The following is a 12,841-nucleotide window of genomic DNA, read 5'->3' as shown; positions in this document are numbered from 1 at the left end:
TTAGGCTGCCTTATTGATTTGGGCATGCAGCGCGGTGAGCTCTGGCAGCAGCTCGAGCACCAATCCCACCTGCTGCAAGACCAATTGTTCTTTGCTTTCAGGTTCCGGAACGGCTTTGCTGATGCGCTCCGCCAGCTGTTCCAACGCCTGCGCAATGCGCTGGCTGTTCCGTTCTTCCTGATGCAAGGCGCCGTCCACGTAACACACGGCGTCATTGAGCAGATCGAGCGTGGCCGGGGTATTCAGCCGCTCGCGGTGCGCCCCCAATGCGGAGATATAGCTCAGGAGCGTGTGGTTCAGACAGAGCAAGCGGAAGGCGGCTTCCTGCAGCGCTTTGTCGGCTTTGGGATCGGCGGACATGTTGGAGATGACCGAAGCCAGTTCGGCATCGCTGTTGTGGGCATCACGTCGCGCGATGCGGTAAGCGAGGCCGTTATCCTTACCCTGGTGGTATTGCACCAGAATGGCGTCCAGATAACGGCAGTTGGCATTCAGCGTTTTATCCACCACCGCCGGCAGTTGGCGGAACTTCCAGTCCGGCCAGATAAAGCTGACTGCCGCCCAGGCGATGGCACAGCCCAGCAAGGTATCGTAAACGCGCGGGGCTGCCACTTCGAATCCTTCGCCCAACAGGTTAAAACACAACAGCACCAGCAGCGTGATGAACATCGTCGCGTGGGCATATTGTACGGTGCGGAAAGCGAAGAACAGAACGCCGGTGATGACGATCAACACCAGTTGCCCTTCCAATGACGGCACGAAATAGAGGATTGGCAGGCCGATCAGGATACCGGCCAGGGTACCGATGATGCGTAGCGCCAGGCGTCGGCGGGTAGCGTTGTAGTTCGGTTGACAGACGAACAGGCTGGTCAACAGGATCCAGTAACCGTGCTGCATACCCGTGAACTGGATGAAGGCGTAACCCACGCACAGTACCACCGACATGCGGATCGCGTGGCGGAACAGGGCCGACTGAGGCGTCAAATGGCGGCTGATGCGCAGCCGAATATCGCTCCAGCCGGTTAAGCGGTCGTCGGCCAGGCTGTTCTCTTCCGCTTGCCCGCTGGCCAGCGTCTGCTCTGATTCGATATTGGCCAGCTGCGCATCGATCGCATGCAGGTTTTTCAACAGATGCGCCAGCGCCTTGGTCTGCTCGTTATTGCCCTGGGTTTCGGCGATGCGCGCCAACGCCTCCTGAATGCGGCTGAAAGCCGGTTCAAAGCGCGGGTTGTGCTGGTACTTTTGCCGCAGCAGGATCGATTGTGCCAATTGGCGGCAGGCGCGTGCCTGCATGCTCAGCAGACGCTGGAAGCGGAACAAAATGTCGCTGTGACGAAATTGCCGGCTGAGCGCGTGGTACTGAACGTGGGAAGAGCTGGCACGCTCGTGGATATCCTGCGCGACAAAATAGTAGTGCAAGGTGCGGCGGGTGCCGCGCTGGCCACGATCGCCTTTCAGGCGCGTCAGCAGCGAGGCTTTGGTTTGGTTAAGCAACGCGACCAAGGCGCTGTTGGCCATTGCGACATCCATCCATGGCAGGTCGGCGTCGCGTTCGGCGTCGGGATCGAACAGATTGGCTTTGGCATCCAGATAGTTGGCCAGTTGATCGTAACAGCGCGCCAGGTTCTCTTGCAGCGGCCGGATCGGGAACAGCAGGTGGCCTGCCAACGTCAGCAGGTTGTACCACAGCGCGCCGATCACCAGCAGCAGCGGTTGCTGATACCAGGCATCGTACATCGAGGTGCCGAGCATGGTGTAAACCGCGATCAGCAGCGCGCCGAAGGCGATGGTGGCATAACGCTGCCCCAAGGCGCCGAGCAGGATAAAACCGCAGGTCGACGTGGTTAAGCCAAGGGCGAACAACCAGGGATAAGGGAACAGCAGCTCGATCGAGGCGGAGGCAACAAAGAAGCACACCAGCGTGATAAGCAGGTTGCGTAACCTGCCGGCCAGGCGGTCATCCAAATCGGTCAGGGCGGCTGCCACCACGCCCAGCGTTAACGGGATAGTCAGCTTGGGAATGCCGAGCCACCAGGGAACGGCGGTGGTGCCGATCAGCGCAATGAGGATGCGCAAGTGATACAGCAGGTTGCTGTTGTAAGTATAACGACGAACTGCGGGTGCAAAAGAGCGCACGAAAAACTCCTCAAACGGAGAAAAAATTAACGCTGTTGATAGTGGCGGCGAGCATTCTCAATACGGGCTTGCTGAGCCATTTCTACCGAGACGACGCGGCGTCCCACCGGCCACAGCGCGATGGCGGCTATTTTGAAATTGGCGATGCCGACTGGAATGCCGATGATTGAAACGCATTGCACGATACCGGCGGCAATGTGTGACAGACACAGCCACCAGCCGAACAGCACCAGCCAGATAATGTTGAGCAGCGAGCCGCCAGCGGAGAGCAGCGCATTGCTTTTTTCCGGATACAGTTCATCGACGTGTATCGCTTCGTTGCCGAACGGCACCAGCGACAGCTTGGTGATTTCCCAACAGGAGCGGGTAAGCGGCAGTGTGATGACAAGCAGCACGCTGAACACCGTAGCAATAAGCCAGCCTAGCGTGGTGAAGAAACCGCCCAACACAAAATTAAGAATATTCAGTACAGTACGCATAGACGTCATTCTGCTCTAATGATAGCCAAACCGCGATGCGGGCGTATTCACGATAAAAACGCAAAATCTATTCTACCCTTTTTTTAGCGCTAGAGTGCCACTGCTTATCGCAGGTAAACTGGCAGATATCCGTTATTTAATCTCAACATAGTCATGGCGCGACGATATGGAACTTAAAGCGACATCGCTGGGGAAACACCTGGCTCAGCACCCTTATAACCGCGTGCGGTTGCTGCACGCCGGCGTTGAGGTGAGCGGGGAAAAACATGAATACCTGATCCCCTTCAATCAACTGATTCAGGTCAGGTGCAAGCGCGGCATCGTCTGGGGCGAGCTGGAATTTGAATTGCCGGACGAAAAAGTGGTGCGGCTGCACGGCACCGAATGGCAGGAAACGCAACGTTTTTATCACTATCTGCAGCAGGCGTGGCAGCAGTGGAGCGCCGAAATGAGTGAGGTCAGTGCCGGCGTGTTGCAACAGCAGGTGGCACAGATTCAGCGCATAGAGCAGCAAGATAAATGGTTCAAAAAGTCTGAGCTGGGCAAGCTGCAACAGCAAATCCGTGAGGCTTTCTCCGCGTTGCCGATGCCGGTGACGCGTCTGGAGGAATTCGATAACTGCCGGGCCGATTACCAACTGTGTCTGCAATGGCTGCAGCAGGGGCTACACAGCGTCGAACAACGCAACCGGCAGTGGACCGATCGCATGCTGGAGCAACATCACGACTTCTTCCAGACCGTCGAAAGCTCACCGCTCAATGACTCCCAGAGCCGCGCGGTGGTCAACGGCGAGGATTCCGTTCTGGTATTGGCGGGGGCCGGCAGCGGCAAAACGTCGGTGCTGGTGGCGCGCGCCGGCTGGCTGCTGCGCCGTCAGGAAGCGCAGCCGGGCCAAATCTTGCTGTTGGCTTTCGGCCGCCAGGCCGCTGGCGAGATGAACGACCGCATCAAAGAACGTTTGGGTGATGTCGGCATTCAGGCCAAGACCTTCCATGCCTTGGCGCTGCAAATCATTCAACAAGGCAGCCGCAAGGCCCCGGCCATCAGCCGGTTGGAAACCGATGCCAAAGCGCGCAAAGAGCTGCTGATTACCCATTGGCGCCAACAGTGCGCGGAGAAGAAAGCGCAGGCCAAGGGGTGGCGTCAATGGTTGACCGAAGAGCTGGAATGGGAAGTGCCGGAAGGCGACTTCTGGCAGGATAAGCGCCTGGCGGATCGCCTGGCAAGCCGGTTGGAACGCTGGTTGGGGCTGATGCGCATGCACGGCGGCAGCCAGTCGGAAATGATTGAGCAGGCGGATGAAGACATCCGCGATCTGTTCTCAAAACGTATCCGGCTGATGGCGCCGCTGCTGAAAGCCTGGAAAAGCGCCTTGAAAGAGGAAGGGGCGGTGGACTTCTCCGGCCTTATCCATCAGGCGGTCAACATTCTCGACAAGGGGCGCTTCGTCAGCCCGTGGAAACATATTCTGGTCGACGAGTTTCAGGATATCTCACCGCAGCGTGCGCTGTTGCTGGCGGCATTGCGCCGACAGAACAAGCAGACCTGCCTGTTTGCGGTGGGGGATGACTGGCAGGCGATTTATCGCTTTAGCGGCGCAGAATTGACGTTAACCACGGCCTTCGCCACGAACTTCGGCGAAGGCGCGCAGTGCGCGCTGGATACCACCTATCGCTTCAATGAACGTATCGGCGAGGTGGCCAACCGGTTCGTGCAGCAAAACCCGCACCAGCTGAAAAAACCGCTCAACAGCTTGAGCAAGGGCAATAAAAAGTCGGTGGCGATCCTGCCGCACGAGCAGCTGGAGCCCTTGCTGGATAAACTGAGCGGCTACGCCAAGCCGGATGAGCGCATCCTGGTGCTGGCGCGTTACCATCATCTGAAACCGGAAGCGCTGGCGAAGGCGGGCACCCGCTGGCCCAAGCTGGATCTGGAGTTTATGACCATCCACGCCAGCAAAGGGCAGCAGGCGGAATACGTCATCATTGCCGGTTTACATGAGGGGCGTGACGGCTTCCCCGCCGTGGCGCGCGAGTCGGTGTTGGAAGAGGTGCTACTGCCGCAGCCGGAGGATTTCCCGGATGCCGAAGAGCGCCGTCTATTGTATGTCGCGTTGACGCGCGCCAAACATCAGGTATGGCTGTTGCAGGATCGTGAACGCCCTTCGGTGTTCGTCGAACACCTGCAGGATCTTGGCGTACCGGTGCAGAAAAAACCGTAGGCATCAGGCCTGGCGCCAGCCAGGCCGTGAGGATTATTTCAGGCGGTCTTGCAGGTAGCGCTGATAGTCGGGGATGGCGATCTCCACCTCGTTTTTGAACAGCGGAGAGTCGATCAGAAAATCGGCGGTCGAGCGGTTGGTGGCCACCGGAATATTCCATACTGTCGCCAGCCGCAGTAGCGCCTTCACGTCCGGATCGTGCGGCACCGCGTTCAGCGGGTCCCAGAAGAAGATCAGCATGTCTATCTTGCCTTCCGCAATCAGTGCGCCAACCTGCTGATCGCCGCCCATCGGGCCACTCAGCATGCTGGTGACGGGAATGCCGCTGGCGCGCTGGATCAGATTACCGGTGGTGCCGGTGGCGTACAGCTGGTGCTGCGCCAGAATAGTCTTGTGGCTTTCTACCCACTCCAATAGGGCCTGTTTGCGGTGATCGTGCGCCACCAGCGCAATGTGTTTGCGTGCGGCAATAGTGCGGGTAGTCAATTCCATCTCGGTGTCCTTCGCTCATCGGGGGATGTGCGACAGATTACTGAAACTGTTTTTCACTGCCTAGCGTTTGCGCCTGAAAATGCGAAGAAAAGGCGCCTTTACGGGGAAAGACGCCGGAAGGGATCAGCGAATCGGTTGTTTATTGGCCCAGCGCAGAAAACGTTTCTGTGTTTCCTTGTCGGCCTGTTGGAACCAGTATTGCAACATCTGTTCCGACACGTTTTCACCTTTCAACGTTACCGTCGGGGCGTTCAGCGGCGCGCCGGCCAACGCGAGGGCTGAGGGATTGCCTGCGTTCGCCTGAACAAAGGCCGGAACGGAGGCCGGGCGGTTCTGGCGGTTGTAATCGGTCATCACCTTTTCCAAATCGGTATTGAAGGTGACGCTGTCGGGATGCAGCGCATCATGTCGGAACGGCAGGGCGTTGCCGTCTTTATCGACCACCAGATAATTCAACGTTCTGTCAAAGCGTTGCGCATCACGATCGTTCTCGATGCGCGGCAGTTCGATCGCCACTTGGCTAATCTTTTGCGTATTGAAGGTGGCAACCAGCGGCAGGGACGTATAGGCCTGTGTATGCTGGCCGGAACGTACGGTTTTGGTCACTTTAAACAGCAGTTGGTGCTGCCCGCCGTCCAGTTCAAGGCTGTCGGCGCCTTTTAACAACGAACCTGTCATTTTCTTGCCGTCGACCACCAGCAGGTCGATGTCCGGGGCGAGTTTCAGGGTCGTAGCCGCGGCAGGCATACTGATGCTGAGCAACGCCGCAACCACCAGACCAAATTTCATCATTATCTCCTTATAAAGTGACGTAGCTCTAAGTGTTGAACACGACATAGGTTGTGTCAAAATTTTTCAATCGGGTATTTTGTTTACATTTTTACATATTTTATCGCGTTTAGACACGACCGTGCGCAGCTGAACCGCGACAGCCTCTGACCATAAGATTGCGGTGAAGTTTCCTTCGCATTAGCGTTTAACCGAGCGAATGCCGATCGGTTACACTCGAAATGGAAAGTGACGCAGTGATAAACGGGAGTTGAAGATGCAAGATCAAGAGATTGTTGAGCTGTTGCAGCAGGTGAAAACCATCGCGCTGGTGGGCGCCAGCGATAACCCGTCGCGGCCCAGCTATGGGGTGATGGCGTATCTGTTGGCGCAAGGGTATCAAGTGATCCCGGTCAGCCCAAAACTGGCGGGGCAGACGCTGCTGGGGCAGCCGGTTTACGCTACGCTGGCCGCTATCCCACAGCCGGTGGATATGGTTGATGTGTTTCGCAATTCGGAGGCGGCTTACGGCGTGGCGCAAGAGGCGATAGCGATCGGCGCCAAGGCGCTGTGGCTGCAGATCGGCGTGATTAACGATCAGGCGGCGGAGCTGGCGCAACAGGCCGGGCTGCGCGTGGTGATGGATCGCTGCCCGAAAATCGAAATCCCGCGTTTAGGGCTGGAGCGCTAAATAAAAAAAGGGCCTGGCGCGATGCCGGGCCCTCTCGGGGGTTTCTCAGGTCTTGGCGCGGTCAATTGCGCAAACGTGGCGCCTGTAACTGGTGACGGATGGATTCCGCCAGTTCATCCAGCGATGGTTGCTCGGGGTGCGCTTCCTGGGGCTCACCATCCAGCTGCGCTTCCGCCAGATAGGTATGCACCGGTTGGCCTTCCTCGTCTTCCATCACCACGTGGTACCAAGGGGCGGAACGCAGTTCGTCGTTCGCCGCTATCTCGTCAGCTTTGGGTTGTTCTAAAGAGTATTCCGGGTCGATATCGATCACGACGCCCAAATACCCCAGCAGTTTATGCCTAACCTGTTGTCCGATACCGAATTTGCTGGCAATCATGATGACCTCCTGAGAAACAATGCCTTGCTCATATATGGGGGCAAGGCAGCGCATTTCAAGTTACATCACCCGACAAGCGAAGCCTTTCAGATACAGCCCCTCAGGATACGTGGCGATCACCGGGTGATCGGCAGCCTGGCGGAACTGTTCTATAAATTGTACATCACGTCCGGCATCTACAGCGGCATCGGCCAAAATTTTCTGGAACAGGTCGGTCGGCATCAGGCCGGAGCAGGAGAAGCTGAGCAGAATGCCGCCTGGATTCAGCAACTGCAGCGCCAGCATGTTGATGTCCTTGTAACCGCGGCAGGCGCTGGCCAGCTGATTCTTGTTCTCGACGAATTTAGGCGGATCCATGATGATCAGATCGAATTTTTCGCCTTGAGCGCGGTAGTTGCGCAGCAGTTGGAACACGTCATCACGAACGAACTCCGCCTTGTTCAGATCGAGCTTGTTGAGCTCGACGTTCTGTTTGGCGATGTCCAGCGCTGCCTGCGAGGTATCCACGCTGATCACCTGTGCACAGCCGCCCATCAGAGCGGAAACGGCGAAGGCGCCGGTGTAGGAGAAGCAGTTCAGCACCCGGCGGCCAGCAGAGTAGTTCCGCGCCGCCAGGCGACTGTCGCGCTGGTCGAGGTAGAAACCGGTCTTGTGCCCTTGCTGAATGTCCACCAGCAGCTTCATGCCGTGCTCGGTGATAGGCAGCAGTTCCGGCGGCAGATCGCCCAGCACCGGGCCCTGCGCCAGCGGCAGGCCTTCTTTTTTGCGCACCGCAACGTCGGAGCGATCGTAAATCGAACATTCCGGGTAGCAATGCTGCAGGGCGGAAAGCAGGGCCGGGCGCTGGTATTCGGCACCGGCGGACAGCAGCTGCAGCACCAGGAAATTCTGGAAGCGATCGATAGTGATGCCCGGCAGGCCGTCGGATTCGCCGGCGATCAGACGGTATCCGTCCAGACCGTCGCGCTGTGCGACCCAATCGCGCCAGCTTTGCGCTTGCTGCAGGCGGCGAATAAAGAAATCGATGTTAATCTCTTCATCCTGCTGGAAAGTCCAGACGCGTGCGCGGATCTGCGACTCGGGCGAATAGGCGCCGCGAGCCAGCCATTTGCCCTGGCTGTCGAGAATATCGATGGTTTCACCGGAGTGGGCTTTGCCCTCAACGCGTTGAACGGCACCGGAGAACACCCAAGGGTGGCGACGGAGTAAGGACTTTTCACGTCCTTTGGCGAGAAACAGGCGTACGGTCATAATTAATAATGCTGCCAGCTAGGATAGAAAGAGTGACACGGCGGTGCAAAGGCACGGCAATGCCATAACGAAAACTTAATTAAGGGGGCGATTATGACACAAGTTTGCATTGCTGCGTATGTGTATGGCGTGGTGCAGGGGGTGGGGTTTCGCTATTCCACTCAGCGGCAGGCCGAGGCGTTGGGGGTGGCCGGCTATGCGCGCAACCTTGATGACGGCAGTGTCCAGGTGGTGGCCTGCGGCACACAGGCGCAGGTGGATAGGCTGGTGGAGTGGTTGAAACAGGGCGGCCCGCGCAGCGCGCGCGTCGAACGCGTGCTGGTGGAGCCACACGGCGTGGCTGACTACGATGGGTTCGGCATTCGCTATTAAACGCTCGCCTGCAGCGGCGCTGCGGGCGGAGCGGTCAGATGCATTTTACCGGTTTGGGCAACCCGGCGATCTTGGTGGCTTGTTTGGCCGGTCCTTTCGGGAACAGGCGATACAGATAGCGGCTGTTGCCTTTTTCTTCGCCGTATTTCTGTGCCATCGCTTTGACCAGCATGCGAATAGCCGGTGAGGTATTAAATTCCTGATAGAAGTCGCGCACGAAGCGCACCACTTCCCAGTGTGCTTCGGTGAGCACGATCTCTTCCTGCGCGGCCAGCAGCGGCGCCAGGCCTTCATGCCAGTCGGCGCTGTTTTTCAGATAGCCCTGCGCGTCAGTGTCAATAACCTGACCTTCAAACTCCAACATACTGCCTCGATAACGGATAATTCGGAACGGCAGCCAGTTTAGCAAATTTTTTCGGCCGCAAAAAACAAAGCCCCGCCGGAGCGGGGCCTGGAAGGCATGCGTAACGTGCGATCAGTTGCTGCGGGCGAAGCCCAGAATGCTCAACAGGCTGATGAACATGTTGTAGAGCGACACGTACAGGCTAACGGTGGCGCGAATGTAATTGGTCTCGCCGCCGTGAATGATGTTGCTGGTTTCCCACAGGATCGCGCCGGCGGAGAACAGGATGAACAGCGCGCTGATGGCCAGGTGCAGGGCAGGGATCTGCAGGAACAGGTTGGCGATCACCGCCACCAGCAGCACCACAAAACCGGCCATCATCATGCCAGACAGGAACGACATGTCTTTACGGGTGGTCAGCACATACGCCGAGCAGCAGAAGAACACCGCTGCGGTGCCGCCCAGTGCCAGCATGATCAGGTCGCCCGCGCCGGCGTTCAGGAACGAGCTGAGGATTGGGCCGAGGGCATATCCCATGAAACCGGTCAGCGCGAACGCCGCCAAGATGCCCGCTGGGCTGTTGGCCAGTTTATGGGTCAGGAACATCAGGCCGTAGAAGCCAACCAGCATCAGCAGCAAGCCCGGCGCCGGCAGCCCCAGCATCGTGCTGGCGGTGGCGGTCAGGGCTGAGAAGGCCAGGGTCAGGGATAACAGGAAATAGGTGTTGCGCAGGACTTTATGCGTGCTGAGCAGCGAGTCGCGCGAAGAAGAAGATGAGACGACAATGCGGTCCATAATGCTCTCTCTTATCAAGCCATCACAAAATAATCCCGATAATAGGCAGCGCAAGCGGTTGATTAAAGTTTGTTTACCAATCTTTACCCTTAGTTATCATTACGGCAACAGCGGGGATGCGGACGCGTGTTTGTTCGCCGTTTGCCGCGCCTTCGCTGATTTTTCGCGCGGTTGAACGCGCCCGGGCTTTACAAGCGAATAAGGTCTGTTTATAGTGCGCGTCGTTGCGGAGGGGTGGCCGAGTGGCTGAAGGCAACGGTCTTGAAAACCGTCGACGGGAAACCGTTCCAGAGTTCGAATCTCTGCTCCTCCGCCATACATTCTGACCCCGTGCTCTATGAGCACGGGGTTTTTTGCTTTTGCGTGCGGAGAAAACGGCAAGCCTTTCCAGGAAACGCGATCGGCTATTGATAAGGGCCACGCATCGGTGAGATTATGCGTTTATCAAGGTCGGCTGCTCGTGTCAGGCGTGACCGGCGCGATAATCAACGCCGCCTTATCTATTTTCGCTTAATGCTCTATGGAGACAGAGATGAACTGGTATCAAGTCGCCTTATGGACCATGATCTTTCTGAAGTCCGGCGCTTTCCTGGTATTCGTGTGGTGGTGGATGTTCAAACGTGCGACCAAACCTTATGTGCGTCCGCAAGACGTCGTGGTGGATGAGACGCCGTATGACGATAGCCTTACGATGGAAGAAGTGATGAAGAATCATGGCATTGTACGGACTGAAAAGCCGCTCTGATCGTCAAATGTGTGTTTTGCTATAAACCCGAGCCTCTGGCGCTCGGGTTTTTTATTCCTGCCGTTACTTGAGATGCATCCCTTTTCCCCTATCTTGTTTTACCCTTACGGCGATTTATTTAAATGAATTACCTTTCGGTATATTTTTAAATGTACTTTAAAAGTGGGATTTATATTTATATGGGAGGGTATATTTTTCTCTGAAAGAATTCAGCCTTATCGACTGAACGAAGAAAAGTGTGGGCGCTGTTTTTTGTGTGTCTGGATATTGATATGCAAAGAGTGTCGCATTTTCGGGCTGCTCCTATAGCGGTGGGTCGGAAAATTTTTAAGGTAGAGGAAAACTAAACCTTACGTGGGAGGAGAAGGAGGGAAGGAATCTAAGATTTTTCTTTATGTGTTTTTTTCTTTTTATTTCAATGGTTTTTTTTGTTTTTATGCCACAAGCGCTTTATGAGGAAACGGCGACATTTATTTAACCTGCGCAGCAAGTATCCTGTTGTACTCACTCTTTTAAGGCGCGTATCTTTCTGCTCATTGCGCGATTCGTTTTTTTATGGTCATGAAAATTATTTGATTCGATGTTGCATTTTTTTTGTCTTTGGAATTAATATGTTCTGCATCTGGCGGTGAATGAGATTTTTCCCATTGTCGGATATCTTTTAGAATACACTTGGATATATATAAATATATACCGCCACATATAAACTTTTAGATGGCAGGATGCTGTCAATACTCTGCTATTGCCTAAGCTTCGTTAGCCTCTAAACGGTTTAATGGTGTAGGTCATTTTATATATGCTCTCTCAGCGAAGAAAGTAATGGGGTTTATTATGATTAAGCAAGGCATCTCTTTGGCGGTATTGGCTGCCGCGTTAACATCTGTGGGCGCAACGGCGGCAGATAATTCCGCCGGTGGCGTTATTTCGTTTAGCGGTGCCGTTACGGATACCACTTGTACCATCAATGGCGGGAAAAGCGCCGATTTTACCGTTGCGCTCAGCCCGATTTCCGTGACGGATGCGGGCACCGTTGTCGGCCCCATCACCAAAAACAAGAAATCTTTCTCGCTGACGTTCTCCGGCTGCACGCCGGCGGCGGGAACGGCCGGTACGCCGCTGAAGATCTACTTCTCTTCGGCGAATAATATCTCTACCGACGGAAAATATCTGCTGAACAGCTCCGTGAATGAAAGCGACGCCGCCGTAGCGAAAAACGTCGGTTTTTCTCTGGCCGAGCCGGGTTCATCCACGCCGATTCCGTTGAACGTGCCTTATGTCACCAAGATCAAAGGCGATAAAACGGCGCCAGATGCCGAAACGCTGACGCTGGATGCCTATTACTACAAGACCAATGCGTTGGAAGCAAAAGTGGGGGAATTGAGTTCCAACGTGACGTACACCATTTCTTACCTGTAATTGCAATTAAGCCAGGCCTGTGCCCAAGGCAAAGGCCTGGCATCTGGGGTGACTATGAAACAGTGCTTAATCTTTGCTGGATTGTTTCTCAGCAGCTTTTGCGCCGATGCCAATATTGTAATTAATGGAACGCGCGTTATTTATCCGGAAAAAAACAAGGATGTTATCGTTCAGTTAGTCAACAATGGTGACGATCCGGCACTGGTGCAGGCATGGATTGATGATGGTGATATCAACTCGACGCCTGAAACGGCAAACGTGCCGTTCTTGTTATCCCCGCCGGTTGTAAAAGTTGCCGGAAATAATGGCCAGCAATTACGCATACAAAAAATGGGCGCGGCGCTCCCCGGCGGTCGTGAGTCGGTATTTTATTTGAATGTGCTGGATATCCCGCCTACGCCGGAAAATTTGCAAGGGGTCAATACGCTGCAATTAGCCATCAAATCGCGCATCAAGCTATTTTATCGCCCGGCAGGGTTAACCGGCAGCGCAAATAACATCACCGACTTCATTGAACTCCAGGCGGCAGGGAAGGGATTTAAGGTTATCAACAAAGGTCCTTACTTTTTTACGTTGGCCAATGTTGATCAGAAAGGCAAAAAGAATCTGTTGATTGACTCAGTGATGGTCGGGCCATATTCCAGCCTCTTTGTTCCGACCAAAGTTGGTGTGAGCCGGAACATTCCCTACACCCTGCTCTATATCGACGACCTGGGGGCTTATAAATCTAAAGCCATTACAGCCCGCTAACGT

14 protein-coding genes and 1 tRNA gene are annotated in these 12,841 nt (G+C 55.5%); 7 read left to right on the top strand and 8 right to left on the bottom strand.

Annotated elements, in window-relative coordinates:
• Together yccS and BVU99_RS19390 are read right to left on the bottom strand one after the other, a co-directional pair.
• Entirely contained in the window at positions 1–2,136 is a 2,136-nt protein-coding gene (gene yccS / locus BVU99_RS19395) for a YccS family putative transporter (protein WP_049204262.1), read from the bottom strand.
• 26 nt (positions 2,137–2,162) lie between these two features.
• On the bottom strand, positions 2,163–2,615 hold the full coding sequence (locus BVU99_RS19390) for a YccF domain-containing protein (RefSeq protein ID WP_025302313.1): 453 nt from the start codon (positions 2,613–2,615) through the stop codon (positions 2,163–2,165).
• A gap of 166 nt (positions 2,616–2,781) precedes the next feature.
• Between BVU99_RS19390 and helD the strand changes: the two genes are divergently transcribed.
• Positions 2,782–4,836, top strand: a complete 2,055-nt coding sequence (helD, locus tag BVU99_RS19385; RefSeq protein WP_099817385.1) for a DNA helicase IV — start codon at positions 2,782–2,784, stop codon at positions 4,834–4,836.
• 33 nt (positions 4,837–4,869) lie between these two features.
• Here the strand turns inward: helD and BVU99_RS19380 are convergent, their stop codons facing one another.
• Both BVU99_RS19380 and BVU99_RS19375 read right to left on the bottom strand, forming a co-directional pair.
• Positions 4,870–5,328 (bottom strand): methylglyoxal synthase, encoded by a 459-nt coding sequence (locus BVU99_RS19380; RefSeq protein WP_016928284.1) that lies wholly within the window; start codon positions 5,326–5,328, stop codon positions 4,870–4,872.
• 123 nt (positions 5,329–5,451) lie between these two features.
• Positions 5,452–6,117 (bottom strand): DUF2057 family protein, encoded by a 666-nt coding sequence (locus tag BVU99_RS19375; RefSeq protein WP_099817384.1) that lies wholly within the window; start codon positions 6,115–6,117, stop codon positions 5,452–5,454.
• Positions 6,118–6,373: 256 nt separating this feature from the next.
• Between BVU99_RS19375 and BVU99_RS19370 the strand changes: the two genes are divergently transcribed.
• A complete protein-coding gene (locus BVU99_RS19370) occupies positions 6,374–6,787 on the top strand; it encodes a CoA-binding protein (RefSeq protein WP_049295349.1) in 414 nt (137 codons plus the stop codon).
• 61 nt (positions 6,788–6,848) lie between these two features.
• Here the strand turns inward: BVU99_RS19370 and hspQ are convergent, their stop codons facing one another.
• Together hspQ and rlmI are read right to left on the bottom strand one after the other, a co-directional pair.
• A complete protein-coding gene (hspQ, locus tag BVU99_RS19365; protein ID WP_004928104.1) occupies positions 6,849–7,166 on the bottom strand; it encodes a heat shock protein HspQ in 318 nt (105 codons plus the stop codon).
• Between the two features lie 60 nt (positions 7,167–7,226).
• The gene (gene rlmI / locus BVU99_RS19360; protein WP_025302317.1) at positions 7,227–8,417 is read right to left on the bottom strand and encodes a 23S rRNA (cytosine(1962)-C(5))-methyltransferase RlmI; all 1,191 of its coding nucleotides are present in this window, start codon (positions 8,415–8,417) and stop codon (positions 7,227–7,229) included.
• A 93-nt stretch (positions 8,418–8,510) separates the two neighbouring features.
• Here rlmI and yccX point away from each other — a divergent pair, with 93 nt between their 5' ends.
• Entirely contained in the window at positions 8,511–8,789 is a 279-nt protein-coding gene (yccX, locus tag BVU99_RS19355; protein WP_025302318.1) for an acylphosphatase, read from the top strand.
• Positions 8,790–8,823: 34 nt separating this feature from the next.
• Here the strand turns inward: yccX and tusE are convergent, their stop codons facing one another.
• Both tusE and yccA read right to left on the bottom strand, forming a co-directional pair.
• On the bottom strand, positions 8,824–9,153 hold the full coding sequence (gene tusE, locus BVU99_RS19350; protein ID WP_004928095.1) for a sulfurtransferase TusE: 330 nt from the start codon (positions 9,151–9,153) through the stop codon (positions 8,824–8,826).
• Positions 9,154–9,264: 111 nt separating this feature from the next.
• Positions 9,265–9,927, bottom strand: coding sequence for an FtsH protease modulator YccA (gene yccA, locus BVU99_RS19345; protein WP_049239713.1), 663 nt, complete (start codon positions 9,925–9,927; stop codon positions 9,265–9,267).
• A 228-nt stretch (positions 9,928–10,155) separates the two neighbouring features.
• Between yccA and BVU99_RS19340 the strand changes: the two genes are divergently transcribed.
• From BVU99_RS19340 to BVU99_RS19325, 4 genes are all read left to right on the top strand, one after another.
• Positions 10,156–10,243: transfer RNA gene (locus BVU99_RS19340), tRNA-Ser, on the top strand.
• 216 nt (positions 10,244–10,459) lie between these two features.
• Complete coding sequence (locus BVU99_RS19335; RefSeq protein ID WP_025302319.1) at positions 10,460–10,672, top strand: hypothetical protein; 213 nt, start codon at positions 10,460–10,462, stop codon at positions 10,670–10,672.
• An 831-nt stretch (positions 10,673–11,503) separates the two neighbouring features.
• Positions 11,504–12,088 carry a fimbrial protein gene (locus BVU99_RS19330; protein WP_025302320.1) on the top strand — a complete coding sequence of 195 codons (585 nt, stop codon included), beginning with the start codon at positions 11,504–11,506 and terminating at the stop codon, positions 12,086–12,088.
• 54 nt (positions 12,089–12,142) lie between these two features.
• A complete protein-coding gene (locus BVU99_RS19325) occupies positions 12,143–12,838 on the top strand; it encodes a molecular chaperone (protein WP_025302321.1) in 696 nt (231 codons plus the stop codon).
• Positions 12,839–12,841: the final 3 nt, after the last annotated feature.

Origin of the sequence: Serratia sp. OLAL2 (assembly GCF_002752475.1) — a bacterium.
Lineage (GTDB): Bacteria > Pseudomonadota > Gammaproteobacteria > Enterobacterales > Enterobacteriaceae > Serratia > Serratia bockelmannii.
The sequence above is the reverse complement of the archived record's forward strand: the minus strand, read 5'-3'. Positions and strand labels throughout refer to the sequence as shown.

Excerpts from the sequence above, each read along its gene's own strand:
- BVU99_RS19390 (WP_025302313.1), bottom strand. The coding sequence starts at position 2,615 with ATGCGTACTGTACTGAATATTCTTAATTTTGTGTTGGGCGGTTTCTTC.
- helD (WP_099817385.1), top strand. The coding sequence starts at position 2,782 with ATGGAACTTAAAGCGACATCGCTGGGGAAACACCTGGCTCAGCACCCT.
- BVU99_RS19380 (WP_016928284.1), bottom strand. The coding sequence starts at position 5,328 with ATGGAATTGACTACCCGCACTATTGCCGCACGCAAACACATTGCGCTG.
- BVU99_RS19375 (WP_099817384.1), bottom strand. The coding sequence starts at position 6,117 with ATGAAATTTGGTCTGGTGGTTGCGGCGTTGCTCAGCATCAGTATGCCT.
- BVU99_RS19370 (WP_049295349.1), top strand. The coding sequence starts at position 6,374 with ATGCAAGATCAAGAGATTGTTGAGCTGTTGCAGCAGGTGAAAACCATC.
- hspQ (WP_004928104.1), bottom strand. The coding sequence starts at position 7,166 with ATGATTGCCAGCAAATTCGGTATCGGACAACAGGTTAGGCATAAACTG.
- rlmI (WP_025302317.1), bottom strand. The coding sequence starts at position 8,417 with ATGACCGTACGCCTGTTTCTCGCCAAAGGACGTGAAAAGTCCTTACTC.
- yccX (WP_025302318.1), top strand. The coding sequence starts at position 8,511 with ATGACACAAGTTTGCATTGCTGCGTATGTGTATGGCGTGGTGCAGGGG.
- tusE (WP_004928095.1), bottom strand. The coding sequence starts at position 9,153 with ATGTTGGAGTTTGAAGGTCAGGTTATTGACACTGACGCGCAGGGCTAT.
- yccA (WP_049239713.1), bottom strand. The coding sequence starts at position 9,927 with ATGGACCGCATTGTCGTCTCATCTTCTTCTTCGCGCGACTCGCTGCTC.
- BVU99_RS19335 (WP_025302319.1), top strand. The coding sequence starts at position 10,460 with ATGAACTGGTATCAAGTCGCCTTATGGACCATGATCTTTCTGAAGTCC.
- BVU99_RS19330 (WP_025302320.1), top strand. The coding sequence starts at position 11,504 with ATGATTAAGCAAGGCATCTCTTTGGCGGTATTGGCTGCCGCGTTAACA.
- BVU99_RS19325 (WP_025302321.1), top strand. The coding sequence starts at position 12,143 with ATGAAACAGTGCTTAATCTTTGCTGGATTGTTTCTCAGCAGCTTTTGC.